Below are 15188 nucleotides of genomic sequence, written 5' to 3' on the forward strand. Positions count from 1 at the left end.
AGAAAAAATGAAAAAAGGACTCAAGTTAGCAATTTTAGGAATTAATATACTTATTATTTCTATATCAGTATTCAATGATAAACTTATGGAGATTGAGTGGTTATATTATCTAGTTATAATTGCATCAAGTATTTCAGTTGGAGCAATTCTATTAAGTATGCTTCCTTTCAAGAAAAAAAAACATCAATAGTGATAGAGTAGATTTTATCCAACACTATTAAAAATTATATTTTAAAACCACTCAGTTATAATTTTGATTGAGTGGTTTTTTTGATACAGTATGGCAAAAAGAAATTGTTGATGGTCTATGATATGGCGGATTGGTTCCAGCGTGTCTGACATTGATAGCTTGCTATATGTAATAGGTGGACTTGCCACAATAATTGGTGGTATAATCACTATTGTTGGTACAGATGTGACAGTACCAGTTTGGGTAACAGTAGTTGGAGTTATTGCAGCAGTGGTTGGTATAGGATTAGGTATTTGAGGATTAGGAAGACAAGCAAAATGGTGGTGATATGATGAAAAAAGTGAAAATAGTATCAAGCGTGATTTACGTAATTGCAATAGTATTTTTAACTATAAGTCTTTTTGAAGTAGATAAACTGTTCAATTACATAGGATTTGGATCTCTTTTGGTTGCATCAATTTTAGTGATATTGATTAATATCTTAAGTAAAAATAAAAAAAAGTAATTCTCTTCTTATAAGAATCTAAATTTTGATGATTATTTAAATCAGGCAATTATTAAACAAATAAAAAAATAAACAAAAAGATGCAAGTTCGACCACTTTTGGTTAAAACTTGCATCTTTTTTTGTTTTACTTCCACTTGTTATGCATAAATTGATTGATATCAATCTGATAGTCATCCTCAATCAGTTTAACAAAATTTTCTCGCTTCTTTGGATTACCATCAACACTTGAAGCAACGATCGCTAAATAGATAAACTCATTTCTTTGATCAATCTCTCCTAAAGAATGATGACAGAGCGATGCATAGTAGTATAAGTAGTCAAGTGAATAGAATGTACCAATGGATTTACAGATTTTAATGCCGGTTTGACAATAGAAAAGAGCTTTCTTGAAATCTTCATGCATACCAAGCAGTTTAATGATTCTCACCAAAACCATGACAATCATTTTCTCATTACTGCCAGAGATTACTTGACTAGGGTTTTCAAGTATCTTTTCTATCCGTTTTAAAACAACCATCTGTTCATTTTTAGGCAACAGTGTGGCAAGCATACCCAAAATCATAAATTCATTTGAAGACAGTGTCTTGAGTTTTAGAATATTTGGATAATCAATGAGAATTTTCAACTTAAATAGAGCATCACTATCACTTAACTTCTTTTGAAACAGATCCTTTAGAATCAATACATAGCGATAAAGCAGTTTATTTCTATCCTCTAAAAAGAAGTCATCACTTAGGTCAGCAACTAATGCATCAAATGCTTCATAATCATAGTTAACAATGAAATTCATCAAACGAATCACCATTCTCCTCTCTTTATTCTTAGCGATATCTAATTCCTCTAAGATATAATCGTATTTTAAACCAAGACGATTAGATAAAGCAACCATCACAGGAAAAGGAATCGGTGGATGACCCTTTAAATAACGTTTATACTGTGAGATAGATACAATATCGAAAATGAAGCTTTCTTGACTAAAACCACGTTCATAACGTAGTCTTTCAAAATAGAACGCAAGTTCTTTATATAACATATATCCTCCTTGAATAACAGTTCTTATATGGACTGTTTTTACTCTTTTTATACATTTATCATAGAGCCAAACAAGTAAAGGAGGAAGAGAAAAATGAAAAGACTACTATCAGTATTGGTTATCGCATTACTACTGTTTTCTAGTTTTAGCCAAGCAGCACCTGCTGCATCCAGTGATGAAAGAGATCATTCGGTTACAGTAGGTTTTGGCAATTCTGGGGAGCCAGAAGCTTTTGAAGATGTAGATATACCTTAATTGTTAAAGGATAAATGAGATAAAAAAGTATTATTCTTTGAATAATAAAAATTTTGTTTGCGTTTTTTGGTTATCTCAAGTTGTCTTTATAAGTGTAGCAAGGAAAACAAACTTTCTAATTGCTACAGGTGGGTAGACACATAAGGTATAAATTCCTAACGTTCAACAGGAGATAGTGTCAGACTTTAACATCATATCAAGCAATTGGTATGTGTTACAAGGGGCGAATGTTAAAAATATGCATGTTGTATTTGAATTTAACAACAGGTGGGTGGTGCCGAGGATTTGTTCCTGACTTTCAATTGGAGTTGGCATAGTAGGGGTGAAGGTCGAATAGTTATACAGTCTTAAAAATGAGGGGACAAAGCACAAAAGGTTTAAATTCCTAACACGGGAGATCAGTGTTTCACTTTAATGCCATCAACAAGTATTTGAGATGAGTGCTATGGTGTGAGTGTTAAAAATAAAACTTTACTTATGATTTTTAAATAAATCTACGGTGGGTGGTGCCAAGGAGATAATCCTGACTTTCAATTGGAGTTGGCATAGTAGGGGTGAAAGTCGAACGTCATTAATAGATTCCATAAAAAACTATGGAACAGTATGAAGCATTGATAAATCAGGTGATCAAACAGTTTGGGAATCTTGATCGCGAAATGAAAGAAGATCTCAAACAAGAATTAAGAATGTATATTTTCCAGAATCAAATGACATTTGAAAGACAAGCTTTAGAAGTTAAACAATTTATGTTTATTGTACTTAAGAGAAAAGTTATAAATCTACTTAAGCATAGTAAATATCGAAAATATCAATCTTTAAACGAGATGACTCAAGAAGGTGATGAATATATCGATTTATTAGCTGCTTCTGATATCGGTCTTGATGATAATTCAGGAACAGAAGTACTAATTATGGAATATGTAAATCAGCACTTAAACAAGCAGGATAAAGATATTTTATCAGCTTATTTTTATCAAAACATGACCTATAAGAAAATAGGCGAGAAATATGGTGTCTCAGCAGACACAATTAGAAGAAAACTGCAAAAAATACTAGATGAAATCAGAAGGTGGTGGAAATAAATTATGGAATCAGTTAATGAAAAAGAAACAGAAGAGTTAAAAAACGAAAAACATGCATTTGAAAGCAAAAAAATCATAAGTTTAAATAGGTTCTTTATGAAACATGTTTTATTAGGACTCATGTTCTCATTCTTAATATTTATTGTAAGTATTGTGTTATTGATCGTTATTATCTTAGTAACCAATATGGATGCATCAGTCAAGATAACCATTATTTCGATGGTTGCAACCTTTATTCTTACAACAAGCAAAACGATGATTGATCGATTAATAGAAGTTGTTGTTTATATTATGAGACTGCTTGGAGAAGAGCAACGAGGACTCAATAAAAAAATCGGTGTAGATATTGAAGATGTTGAATTTGAATCTTTGTCAGAAGATGTCAAGGAGGAGTAAATAAGATGTTATTTATGAGGAAACCACCATAAACAAAAAATTAGAATAATGATTTGATCACAAAAGATTGGAGAGACAGGCAATGCATAAAGTCAATCAAATAGAAAAATCTACTGAATACAATCCTAAAATTAATGCAAGGATTATAAGATATTTGTCACATGATAAACCTTTCTTGTATGAAGAGATCAATGATACAAAAAAAGAATTGTTTGACGCATTGCTAGATGCGTTTTTGAGATTTAAATCAGAACCATTAACTAAAGCATCCATTCTTGAAATGTATGAGTCATTAACAGGTTTAAAGACAGATATAGATGATATGTTTATTACAAAAATTCTAGAGATTAGAAAAATGAGCGATATCATCAAATGTTTTATTGAAATCATCAAGTCTAAACTGTTTCTAGAACATACTCATGAAATGGCAAAATTGATCTTTAATCGACTATTGATTGAAAACGGTTATTGTCCAATGATTTTTTATCCGAATGTTACCAAACAAGTTATTACATATATCAATGAAAATGCATCAGATGAAGTGTTAGATATATTGTTCCATCAATTGTATGCATTAACTGCACAACGACTTAATCAAAAACAAATCATCAAAACACAAGATGAAGTCATAAATATCCTTTTGAAGCATAAGGATATGATCAAAGATTTGTATGGTGTTATCTCAGTTGGTTTCTTTGGTTCATTTGCAAGAGGAGACCAAAATGAATACTCAGATATTGATGTTTGGATTAAAACTGCTACAAGAATAAATTTTACAAAGAGGTTTGCTATTAGAAGTTTGTTGCAAATCATGTTAGGTGTAAAGGTTGACTTAAATATATGGACTAGAACATTAAGTGAAACTGTCTTCCATGATAGTCTAACCATCTTTTAGGTGTTGTCATGGATGAAAAAATTGTTATCAATGATAAGTTGTTTTATCGATTTATCGAATTCACCAGTAAATACTTAAAGATCGATTTGACACATGAGACATTTAAATTAATATGTTTGGATCAATATACACCAAATACAAAATCAGAATACCGAGTCAAGAGGTTCGCTGATGCATTCAGATACTTAATCTACAACTTGAAATCAAACTTTACAAAACAGCTTATTGAGACTACATACTTTATCTTAACAGGATTTAAGATGTCTCAAAAAAATCTTATCTATATTGTAGAGTACTATTACAGGAAAAAAGATACACACACACATCAAAAAGCATCAGACATGCATTTGAAGATTATGGATATGAAAGTAAAACAAAAGATTGAACTTGCTTTTCTAATCACAAATCTCATATTAATGAAAAGTGCATTCTATCCAATCATTGTCTATCAGAACGATATTGCAATATATATAGATGCGATTAAACAAAGAAGAGTAAATCCGAATGCATTTTATATGTTTTTAGTCAATTGTGAGCACTTTATTAGAAAGACACACAATCATAAAAGAATTGAAAACGATATTCTTAAAGATAAAGATGAAGTAATCTACATACTCAAAAACAAGACTGAGTATTTAAGAAAAAAATACAAAATTAAAGAACTTTATCTATATGGCTCATATGTAAAAGAAACAAATTTGCCAACAAGCGATATTGATATGTTGGTTGTATTAGATGATTCATTCATCAATTACGAAAAGTATGAACACTTAAAGGCGTTAAAACAATATCTACATGATGAAATGGGGATGTGATGGAATTTAGTCATGCACTCACCAATTTAGAAATTAATGAAATGAATAATATTATTACAATATTTTAAGGAGAAAATAAAATGATACAGAAAATTACGAATTTAGATGGAATTACATTCCAAACAAACTATATTCAACCTGGATCTCCATTTGGACATCATAATGCAGCATCATTCACGATGAATGATGAAGGATATGCATTGTTTAAGGTTGAAAATTTAGATCTCAGTATTTTAGATCGAATTGCAAGAGTTAAACTTATCTTGCCGGTTTCAAGTATGTTACTTGGCTCATATTTTTATGTGAGAGAAGTGACAAGTGCTTATAATCCATCACAAGTTAAATGGGGTGGTACTGGTGATGCTACACCACCAACGATTAAATGGTCAGAACTTGAAGATTATCATCAAGTTGACTATCCAACTGGTTCAGGACAATCTGCACCATCTAGCTATGCAGTGGTTCTTGATATTACGAAACTAGCTAGAAAATGGAAAGAAACCGGTTCAACGAACATGAGTTTTGCTATTCATACGTCAAATCCAAATGTTACAGTTTTCACACCAAATGATCCAAATATTTTAGGTGAAAAAGAAGTTTTTTTAGTTGAAAGTGCAAGACAAAGTGGCTTATCGGGACATTTGAGTTTTACTGATAGAGAAGCAGGTTTTGCAGGAAAAGGTTATGTAAATAATCTTACTGGCAAATTGTTGGCTGTATTTTCAGGATTTGGAACTGATTCCGTCAAAGCGCCAATTCAAATCAGTGCAGTTTATGCAAACAACAGACCAATACTTCCAACAGGTATGCAATCAAAAGTGTCATTTCCTAGCAATTGGAGAACATCATTTGACTACGGAATTAAATTAGAAGCAAGCAGAATCACGATACTACATGCTGATGGTAGTATGCATTATTACGATAAAATATCTAAGAACAATGCAAAAGCATACGATATCATAACTGAAAATGATGAAGTCTATGTTAGTTTCTTTGATTTTTCATATATTGAAGATAATGGAAATAGTACATACTCCATTTTTGATAAACAACAAAACAAATTGACGTTAAAATCAGATGGTTTGATTTTAGAAATCAAGACCGCAGACGGACATGCTACAACATTTCATAACACAGGTGGCAAAATCACTTCTATTAATGCAGATGGTAAAAACGTAATTGTGACATATAACCCTTTAGGAAACATATCCAGAGTTGAATTTGTTGAAGAAGAAAAAAGTTTGTTATTTGAGTATGCTTCCAATAATCTTGCGTCTGTAAAGCTACAAGATATTCATTATGTATTAGGCAGTACGTCATCTGGTGGTTCAACATCTCAAAAAAGTTACACAGATAGATATACTGCAACATATGAATATACAAGTGGTGTTCTTATTAGAATGTATGATCCAAAACTGAATGCTGGAGTTAAGTTTGATCATTCAAATGGAAAAGTATCTAGAATAACTGAACAAGCTAAACAAAAAGTTACGCCATTTAGTTTCATTAATGGTGCATATTTGGATTTTACATATGCATCTGATTACACAAAAGTAACAAGTTATTTAGACAATTCAATCTATTACTATTTTAGTAATTATGGACAATGTACTCAGAAAATTGATGCTGACGGTAATGCTGTAAGTTATCAATATGGAAAAGTAAGTGAAGATGGCACTCAACAAGTCATTAGAAATGCATCAGTATCTGTGTCCAATATTAGAAATGTTATTGTCGATCATAGCTTTGATGCCAATACTACACCGATTACAACATCTGGGTTTGGTTGGAGAGCATCTCATAATGGATTAGCAAAAGTTGTTGATGATGGAGTTTATGGCGATAAGGCATTAAGATTAAGAAAAACTGCCAGTGGAACAAGACATGTTTATCAGGCAATAACACTAACACCAGGAACATACAACTTATCATTTTTTGCCAAAACAAAAAATTTAGTAGGTAATGCAAGGGTAAGCGTTGCTGTTGATCATATCGTAAATGTACCTGTCGAACCAGGCGGAATCGGAATTGTTGATGGGAATGGAAATATTTATATGCCAACACCGACAACAACAGAATACAACAGTGTATTATTATCAAACAGACAATGGCAGCAATTCAAGATTTCAAACATTGTAGTACCAGCATCAGTTACAGGTGTGACTCTTTATATTAGAGCAAACCATTCAAGCGGTGATTTGTTTGTTGATGACTTCCAGTTGATTCTTCCGCATAAAACACATTATAACCTTATTCAAAACGGATATTTTGATACTGAAACTACACAACCGTCAGGCTGGACTAGAACAAACATGACAACAAATGATAAGATTGTCAACAATTCAGTAACAACACCATTCACAAAAGTATTGGGTAGTAAATCATATCAAGTAACAGGAAACATGATTTTGTTAAAGAAAATTGAAAGAACACTCTCTGTTAGTGGTGGTGCTGGTGAGGAATTTACACTTGTTTCATGGGCAAAAGGTTATTTATCAGAAGCTGATATTTTTAGAGTTAAGATCGCAATTACATATCCTGGATTTGAAACTGAGTCATTTGATTTTGATTTCGACAAATCATTAACAGGATGGCAAATGTTATTAAGAAACATTGTAACTAGCAAACCATATACTGCAATTACGATTGGGTTAGAATATCAAGGACAAAATACAGTTAACTTTGATTCTGTCCAGTTATATAAAGATGCATCAGGTAAACACTATAACTATGATGAAAAAGGAAACTTAATGGATCAAATAAGTGCAGAAAAAAACAAATCTTCACTTTCTTACGATGCCAAAAACAAGGTAACAGAGTCTATTGATCCATCAGGAGATACGTATAAGTACACATATGGTGAAAATGACAAACTAACTAAAATTGTCGACAATAAAGGTAACAAAATTGAATTTGAATATGATGGAAATGGTAATCGAATAAAATCTGAAATTGACTCTGAAGAAGGTGAGTTGATTCTTGAACAAACTTTTAATACTGATAATAAAGTTATATCTACAAAAGATGAGCTTGGTAATACAACATTGATTTCATATGATGAAAAGGGTAGAGTACATCAAGAGACTAATGCGAAAGGCGTTGTAAAGACAAGTACCTATGATGTTTATGATAATCTAATTCAACTCATTCAAAGTAAAGATAGCAATTCAATCGCACATGCATATGAATATAACTCAGATCAATCGCTAAAATCTATAACAACTGATAATGGTACAATTTATGCATTTGAGTATGATGAGTGGGGTAAGTTAAAAGAAGCAAAAGTCAATGGGAATGTATTTGCTTCATATGAACATACACATGTTGAAAATGGTGTACTAACAGATTTGATTACAAAACAAACCTATGGATCAGATGCTAATGAGTCTTTCGTATTTAGTTATGATGCAAAAAGCAGACTAGAAAAGGTAGAATTTAAAAATGAGCTTGTTGCTAAGTATCACTACAATGACAAAGGTCAAGTTTATCAAATTGATACAGATACAGTCGTTAAATATTTCAACTATGATTTAAAAGGAAAACTCATCAAAGAATCAGACTCATCTGGTAAAATCATTAGATTTGATTATGACAACTTAGAGCAGGTACAAAAAGCTACTTTTGATATAAATGGTATTGTACGCAGTTATGATTTTGAATACACCAATGAATACAATCAATATAATAAAGATGCATTAATGCCAAGAATTGCAGATGCATTTGGCGATGATATACTAAAAGGTAACTTTTCACGCAATGGTTTATATGGCATGAGACCAGAATTGGCTTCATCGGCGGGATTTAGCCAAGATGAAGACCTTGATCAGTATGTCATGACACTTAATAAAAATTCATCAAGAGTTATTTATGGTTTAGAAACTGTTAATAGTCTTAGAAAATCTGGAAGAATTCATAATGGTTGGTATAGTCCAACAGCGTGGAAGAGTCAATTTAACAATTGCAAGAGTTTCTTTGGCTGGTTTAAACCAGTTAATTTAACTGATGAAAAAGTAATGATGAGTATTGGAACATCAACTGAGGATTTCTGGAAAATTCTAGTTAAAAAAGATGGCTCAAATTTTGTATTCACACTTAAGTATACAAAAGGTGGTGCAAACACCACACATGGCACAAAATCAATTCCAGTAACGGATAAATGGATATTTGTTGGATTTAGAATCAACAGAGCAGAATCCAATACTGAGATTTTGATGAAAATCAATGATACTGCACCAGTTACAAATTTCTTAAACGGAGTTAATGTTACTTATTTGGTAACTAAAGCAATACTTGGTGATAGAACACAACCATATGGTGGCAGTGATGAACCGATTACAGACTATAAGTTAAGAGTTCACATGTTAAGTATTGGTGCATATAAACATACCAATGAAACATTTGGATTATTACATGCACAAGGTAAGAAGTATTTTGTTGATGATTATACAGTTGTGCCAAAAACTGGTGTATCATTTGAAAATCCTGAAATTTATGATGGATTAGATACTGTATCACTAAATGGAACGTTCATATCTAAAAAGGGTATTAAACCATTAAGTTACTCATTCACAGACCAATCCTATGCATTGGATAAAACGAAACTGTTTGAGTATGATGTTGCAGAAGAAAGACATCTATATGGCAGTTATGATGGTTTAAAGGGATTATCTGATACTAAAGGAAAACTCATCTACAATTTTGATTTAAGTACCAAAGGAACATTGAGTATTAGAGTAAAACCAATACATACATCTACAAACGATCGAACCATTCTAATGAATAAGCGGGATGGAAATGATTTATTTGGTGCAATATTAAAAACCAATAACAAATTGTATATGATCCTAAATGGAGCACAGTATCCTACAAATGGTATAACTGTACCAACCAGTGGATGGTTTACAGTTGTCTTAAAATGGGATGGTAATCAGTTTAGTGTAACAGCAAATGGTACTACTGAAAGTCAAACGTCATCTGTGCTACTAGCTGGTGCAGAAACAATTGTAGGATCAAATGTGGATGGATTCAATCCAGTTAATCATCTCAATGGCCAATTAGAAATGTTAGCGTATTATGATGATGTATTGGATTCAACAAGAACCAGTAAATTATTCCAGACAAATCATATCGCATCTGTTAAGACTTATGTAGATATACTCGGTAGAAGCAAAAAAGACGTGATTGATACTGGACTTGTCAAACTTGAAAATGAATACACATATAAATCACCTGTTGCTGGCAGAACATCACTACAAGTTGAAAGCATCACTAAATATGATGAATCAGTCGTTTCATATGAATATGATGCGCTAGGTAATATCATACACATGTTTACGCCAGAGGGAACTTATAAGTATGAGTACGATTATTTGAATAGGCTTATCAGAGAATTCAATCCTGTAAGTGGTTTAACAATGATTATGGCTTATACAGGTAACAACAATATCTTATCTAAAAAGTATTATAATGGAGATCATCCACTCGATGTCAGTATTACTCCATATGAATCATATGAGTATCACTATGATCTTGTATGGAAAGACAAATTGATTGAAGTTGTTAAAAAGATTGGTGATACCCAAGTCGATTCGACGGAGTTACTGTATAATAGCAACTTTATGGGTAATCCATCTGAAATCGGTGACAAAGAACTCACATGGCAAGGTAGAAAGTTAACAAATATTAATTCAAATATTTCATATACATATGATGAAAATGGTGCTAGAACAAGTAAAGAAGTAGATAACGAAACAACCACGTATTTCTATGTAGGAAAAAAATTAGTATCTGAGACAACAAATAATCATAGTACGATATATTTATACAACGAAAGAGGTTTATTGATTGGATTTGAATATCAGCAGAAACAATACTACTATATTAGGGATTTAAATGCAATAATCATCGAAATTGTTGATGAAAATGGTAATACTATGGTATCATACAAATATAATGCATGGGGTGAAATTATTGATAAAACAGTCAATAATTCCACAATTGATGAAGTCAATAATTTTGTATACAAAGGGTACTATTTAGACAATGAAACCGGATGGTATTATTTAAAAACTAGATATTATGTCCCTTCATTAGGAAGATTTATTAACGTTGATGATAGAATTGCAATCGATAAAAATGTTGTAGACGGCTCATTGTTTACTTATTGTGTAAATAATCCTATTATGTATAAAGATGAAACCGGAAGTAGTTGGAACTGGGGAACATTTCTCTTGGCAGCTACAATTGTGGTAACAGCTGTAGCAGTTATAGCGTTGACAGTAGCAACTGCTGGTGCTGCAGCTGGTGCTGCAGGATTGGTTGCTGGTGCATATTTTGGAGCATCTGGTCTAGCGGCAGCCGCCGTGTATACAGTAGCAACAGTCACAGTAATAGGAGTGACAGCATTTGCAGCTGCTGAAGTAATTGAATTGTATACAGGAAACAACTTTATGTCATTTCTAGGAAGTGCGTATGATCCTATTAAATTTGGTTTATACATGGTTCCATACATGTTTGGTATGATGGGGCAATATGCGCCGCCTAAGAAACCAACAATAACCAGTGGTAATACACGAGCTCCAAAAAATGGTCAAGGAACTCCAAATTCAGTTTACGAACATGTTAAAGAAAAGGGATCGGATTATACATTTTATGATTCAAATGGGAAGGCATATATAAGAATTGATGACTCTCATTGGCACTATTCTAAAGAACATGGTCGATACTTGTGGCCACATCAACACGATATTAAATGGCACCAATCTCCAGATGGCGAGTTATATTGGGAAGATCGTACGGTTCATCCATACAAGGATTAAGAGAGGAAAATAATAATGAGTAGTAGCATCACATTTGTTTACAATAAAAAAGAATTAACCACTGAAACAAAGAATAGCTTGATTGAATATGCAAAATCAAAAGATATGGGTATACACTTCGGTTTAGTAACAGCGATAAATGAAGATATAATTAATAGTTTGAGTACCGATCAAGATTTCTTTATTCTATCTGATAAGCAATTTCATGACACAGTCGAAGATTTGCTTTCAATTGATTTGCAACTATCAAAAGATCAATTGATAAAACATCATTCATTCCTCGACGATTTTAAAAACACCATGATTGACAATGGGGTAGAAACGCTTTGGATTTATGTTTCGTTTAGTGTGGCTGTAAACTTATTTGAGTATGAAACTGAGTATAATGTGAACAATATATCGGAATATTTAGTAGCATACATGTTTAAACACTATATGATACCAGATCCGACTAAATTTGTTTATACCAAAGAACTACAATGAACCACATGATTTAACTTAGAGTAACAGTTAAATAAAAGAATAAAATAAACAGATGCAAGACGTAAAAATATCGTTCTGCATCTGTTTTTATTTAAAAATTCATTTACAAAACAATAATTAGCAGATTTCATGTATAAGAATTTCAATATATAAAAATCATTCTATGTATAATCACCGATAATCCTTGTGAACGGCAACTCAAAGTGTATGTCAGTAGCATATAAAAGTAGCAGTAAGTAGTTATCACTTGTATCTAGATTAACGGTATGAAAAATAATATAAAATGGCTATATAAAGATAATTATTGTGCAGTTTGCTTCTTTACATGTCAATAGGTTTTTAGTAAACTATCATTATCGTGGAGTACTGGCTTTTAATAGCCTAGAAGTTTAAGGATCATGTCATTTCATGGTCCTTTTTCTTTTGCAGAAATACATGTAGTAAATCCAACTCAAAAAACTGGAGTTGAATTATTATGGCAAACACGAAAGATATCTATCAGAAATGGAAAGAGGCAGGTATTTTAAGTGAAAAGTTAGATAGCATCAAAAGATATTATGCATACCAGGAGAGCAAGGATCTCATCTATAACATTTTAGGTATTAGTGAATCTACTTGGGAAAGATTAAAGAAAAAGTATGCAGATATCAAATTTGTTATTCAAGAAGCAAAGAAACTTCATGAACATTTGTTATTGGTTAGTTTAACCAGACGTGCAACCGGTGAATACTATGAAGATGTACAAACCATTATTGAAGAGAATGCCGGTAAAACTAAAAAGAAAATTGTTAAATTTAAAAAATACTTGCCAGCTGATGTTGGTGCGAATAAATACTTACTATCAAGATTACATGGTGAGAAGTATAACGAAAATAAAGAAATGCTTGAAATTGCAAGAAAACGACAAGAAAACAATACGGAGGTATGGAACACGAATGAAGATACAAATAATGAAACCGAGTGATTTAATCGAATATGAGCATAATCCAAGGAACAATGATGATGCAGTTGATGCTGTTGCTAATTCAATTAATGAATTTGGTTTCAAGGTGCCAATCATTATTACAAGAGATAACATCATTGTTGCAGGACATACCAGACTTAAAGCTGCACTAAAATTAGGATTGACTGAAGTTCCCTGTCTAATTGCTGATGATTTGAATGAAGATCAGATTAAAGCATTTCGTTTAGCTGATAATAAAACAGCAGAACTGGCTACATGGGACTTAAAAAAGCTTGAAGATGAACTTTTTGATATCGACATGGATATGTTGCAATTTGGTTTTGAAGAGTTAGAGTCTCAAATACCAGATAATGCAACCGATGATGATTTTGATCCTACCAATGAAATACCAGAAGTACCAGTAAGTCAAAAAGGTGACCTTTATGTATTAGGTAATCATAGAGTCATGTGTGGAGATTCAACAATCAAGGAGAATGTTGAACAGTTGTTGGATGGTAACATAGTTGATATGGTATTTACTGATCCACCCTATAATGTAGATTATGAAGGAACAGCTGGTAAGATTCAAAACGATAAAATGGAAGATAGTGCATTCTATCTTTTTTTATTGGATGCATTTACGAACATGTTTGAACACACCAAAAAAGGTGGAGCAATCTATGTATGTCATGCTGACACCGAAGGACTTAACTTTAGAAATGCATTCAAGAATGCTGGATTCAAACTCGCAGAATGTTTAATCTGGGTCAAGAATGCTTTAGTGCTTGGTAGACAAGATTATCACTGGCGACATGAACCAATTCTTTATGGTTGGAGAGAAGGTGCTGCTCATTATTTTGTAGATGATAGAACCCAAGATACCATTTGGGAATACAACAAACCTAAAAAGAATGAAGAACATCCAACCATGAAACCACTTGAGTTAGTAGGTAAAGCAATTGCTAATTCGTCAAGACCAAACGAAAAGGTTCTGGATTTATTTGGTGGTAGTGGTTCAACTCTGATTGCTTCTGACCAATTATCAAGAAAATCTTTTTTAATGGAATTAGATGAAAAGTTTGTAGATGTCATTGTTAAACGATATTTACACCATGTAAGTGGTCAAAATGAAGGTTGTTATCGCGTGCGTGATGGTGTTTCAACACCATTAAATGAAATACCTGAATTTAATTTTGATTATTAGTCACTATGGAGAAAAAAGTACTTGCTATTTAAGTGCTTTAGAGTGATTAATAGTGTAACGAAAGGTTGTGGTTGAGTAACTACGTTAGGTGATTAAGATGAAACAACAAAGAACAAAAGAAGGACAAGCATTAGTTAAGATTTTACATGATAAACTAAAAGGATTAACATTTCAGCCAAATTTCATAAGTGAAATTGATTCTGATCCAAGATACAAAACATTAAGAGTAATTGAAGAAAAATTAAAAAAGGATATTGATTGGAATTGGGATGAAACTGATTTTTCAAGTATCAAAGGTGAACCAATCATTATTGAGTTTTCTGCAAATGATGAGATTTCAATACTTGATGCGTGTCAAATAATCAAAGAAAACTTGCCAGAATCATTCATACCAATGAATGGTGGAGACTTACTCATTATTCTTAATAAGTAATACAAAATTAAATGTGTAGTCCTAAAAACAGTAGATTAAATCTGCTGTTTTTTGATTATGAACAACGGATTATCAATCGCTTTGTGAAGATATTTACAGATAAAAAGTTGTTATCAAAAAATAAGTTACTATAG

At 32.0% G+C, this 15188-nt stretch carries 13 protein-coding genes; 12 read left to right on the top strand and 1 reads right to left on the bottom strand.

Annotation, left to right across the window (positions count from 1 at the left end; translation table 11 throughout):
* The first annotated feature begins 7 nt into the window (after positions 1-7).
* Entirely contained in the window at positions 8-190 is a 183-nt protein-coding gene (locus tag JV173_RS01825; protein WP_205734586.1) for a hypothetical protein, read from the top strand.
* A 159-nt stretch (positions 191-349) separates the two neighbouring features.
* Positions 350-487: a hypothetical protein gene (locus JV173_RS01830; RefSeq protein WP_205734587.1), complete on the top strand. Its 138-nt coding sequence runs from the start codon at positions 350-352 to the stop codon at positions 485-487.
* Positions 488-821: 334 nt separating this feature from the next.
* On the opposite strand, the gene JV173_RS01835 is transcribed toward JV173_RS01830, so the two are convergent.
* Positions 822-1730: a hypothetical protein gene (locus JV173_RS01835; protein WP_205734588.1), complete on the bottom strand. Its 909-nt coding sequence runs from the start codon at positions 1728-1730 to the stop codon at positions 822-824.
* 93 nt (positions 1731-1823) lie between these two features.
* On the opposite strand from JV173_RS01835, the gene JV173_RS01840 reads away from it, so the two are divergent.
* The 10 genes from JV173_RS01840 (at position 1824) to JV173_RS01885 (ending at position 15054) form a co-directional block, all read left to right on the top strand.
* A complete protein-coding gene (locus JV173_RS01840) occupies positions 1824-1985 on the top strand; it encodes a hypothetical protein (RefSeq protein WP_205734589.1) in 162 nt (53 codons plus the stop codon).
* A gap of 593 nt (positions 1986-2578) precedes the next feature.
* Positions 2579-3067 carry a sigma-70 family RNA polymerase sigma factor gene (locus tag JV173_RS01845; protein WP_205734590.1) on the top strand — a complete coding sequence of 163 codons (489 nt, stop codon included), beginning with the start codon at positions 2579-2581 and terminating at the stop codon, positions 3065-3067.
* 3 nt (positions 3068-3070) lie between these two features.
* Entirely contained in the window at positions 3071-3463 is a 393-nt protein-coding gene (locus tag JV173_RS01850; protein WP_205734591.1) for a hypothetical protein, read from the top strand.
* 82 nt (positions 3464-3545) lie between these two features.
* Positions 3546-4358 carry a nucleotidyltransferase family protein gene (locus tag JV173_RS01855; protein WP_205734592.1) on the top strand — a complete coding sequence of 271 codons (813 nt, stop codon included), beginning with the start codon at positions 3546-3548 and terminating at the stop codon, positions 4356-4358.
* A gap of 8 nt (positions 4359-4366) precedes the next feature.
* Positions 4367-5173 carry a nucleotidyltransferase family protein gene (locus JV173_RS01860; protein ID WP_205734593.1) on the top strand — a complete coding sequence of 269 codons (807 nt, stop codon included), beginning with the start codon at positions 4367-4369 and terminating at the stop codon, positions 5171-5173.
* A gap of 80 nt (positions 5174-5253) precedes the next feature.
* A complete protein-coding gene (locus JV173_RS01865; RefSeq protein ID WP_205734594.1) occupies positions 5254-11991 on the top strand; it encodes an RHS repeat-associated core domain-containing protein in 6738 nt (2245 codons plus the stop codon).
* A 15-nt stretch (positions 11992-12006) separates the two neighbouring features.
* A complete protein-coding gene (locus JV173_RS01870) occupies positions 12007-12474 on the top strand; it encodes a hypothetical protein (protein ID WP_205734595.1) in 468 nt (155 codons plus the stop codon).
* A 475-nt stretch (positions 12475-12949) separates the two neighbouring features.
* Positions 12950-13438 carry a hypothetical protein gene (locus JV173_RS01875; protein ID WP_205734596.1) on the top strand — a complete coding sequence of 163 codons (489 nt, stop codon included), beginning with the start codon at positions 12950-12952 and terminating at the stop codon, positions 13436-13438.
* Positions 13410-14621 carry a DNA modification methylase gene (locus JV173_RS01880; RefSeq protein ID WP_205734597.1) on the top strand — a complete coding sequence of 404 codons (1212 nt, stop codon included), beginning with the start codon at positions 13410-13412 and terminating at the stop codon, positions 14619-14621. The genes JV173_RS01875 and JV173_RS01880 overlap by 29 nt, the downstream gene beginning before the upstream one ends.
* A gap of 97 nt (positions 14622-14718) precedes the next feature.
* Entirely contained in the window at positions 14719-15054 is a 336-nt protein-coding gene (locus JV173_RS01885; protein ID WP_205734598.1) for a hypothetical protein, read from the top strand.
* The last annotated feature ends 134 nt before the right edge of the window (positions 15055-15188 follow it).

Origin of the sequence: Acholeplasma equirhinis (assembly GCF_017052655.1) — a bacterium.
GTDB lineage: Bacteria > Bacillota_I > Bacilli_A > Acholeplasmatales > Acholeplasmataceae > Acholeplasma > Acholeplasma equirhinis.

What these genes read in the sequence shown, in the direction of transcription:
- JV173_RS01845 (WP_205734590.1), top strand. Translation starts at nt 2,579, where the DNA reads ATGGAACAGTATGAAGCATTGATAAATCAGGTGATCAAACAGTTTGGG.
- JV173_RS01875 (WP_205734596.1), top strand. Translation starts at nt 12,950, where the DNA reads ATGGCAAACACGAAAGATATCTATCAGAAATGGAAAGAGGCAGGTATT.
- JV173_RS01850 (WP_205734591.1), top strand. Translation starts at nt 3,071, where the DNA reads ATGGAATCAGTTAATGAAAAAGAAACAGAAGAGTTAAAAAACGAAAAA.
- JV173_RS01865 (WP_205734594.1), top strand. Translation starts at nt 5,254, where the DNA reads ATGATACAGAAAATTACGAATTTAGATGGAATTACATTCCAAACAAAC.
- JV173_RS01860 (WP_205734593.1), top strand. Translation starts at nt 4,367, where the DNA reads ATGGATGAAAAAATTGTTATCAATGATAAGTTGTTTTATCGATTTATC.
- JV173_RS01835 (WP_205734588.1), bottom strand. Translation starts at nt 1,730, where the DNA reads ATGTTATATAAAGAACTTGCGTTCTATTTTGAAAGACTACGTTATGAA.
- JV173_RS01855 (WP_205734592.1), top strand. Translation starts at nt 3,546, where the DNA reads ATGCATAAAGTCAATCAAATAGAAAAATCTACTGAATACAATCCTAAA.
- JV173_RS01870 (WP_205734595.1), top strand. Translation starts at nt 12,007, where the DNA reads ATGAGTAGTAGCATCACATTTGTTTACAATAAAAAAGAATTAACCACT.
- JV173_RS01880 (WP_205734597.1), top strand. Translation starts at nt 13,410, where the DNA reads ATGAAGATACAAATAATGAAACCGAGTGATTTAATCGAATATGAGCAT.
- JV173_RS01840 (WP_205734589.1), top strand. Translation starts at nt 1,824, where the DNA reads ATGAAAAGACTACTATCAGTATTGGTTATCGCATTACTACTGTTTTCT.
- JV173_RS01885 (WP_205734598.1), top strand. Translation starts at nt 14,719, where the DNA reads ATGAAACAACAAAGAACAAAAGAAGGACAAGCATTAGTTAAGATTTTA.
- JV173_RS01825 (WP_205734586.1), top strand. Translation starts at nt 8, where the DNA reads ATGAAAAAAGGACTCAAGTTAGCAATTTTAGGAATTAATATACTTATT.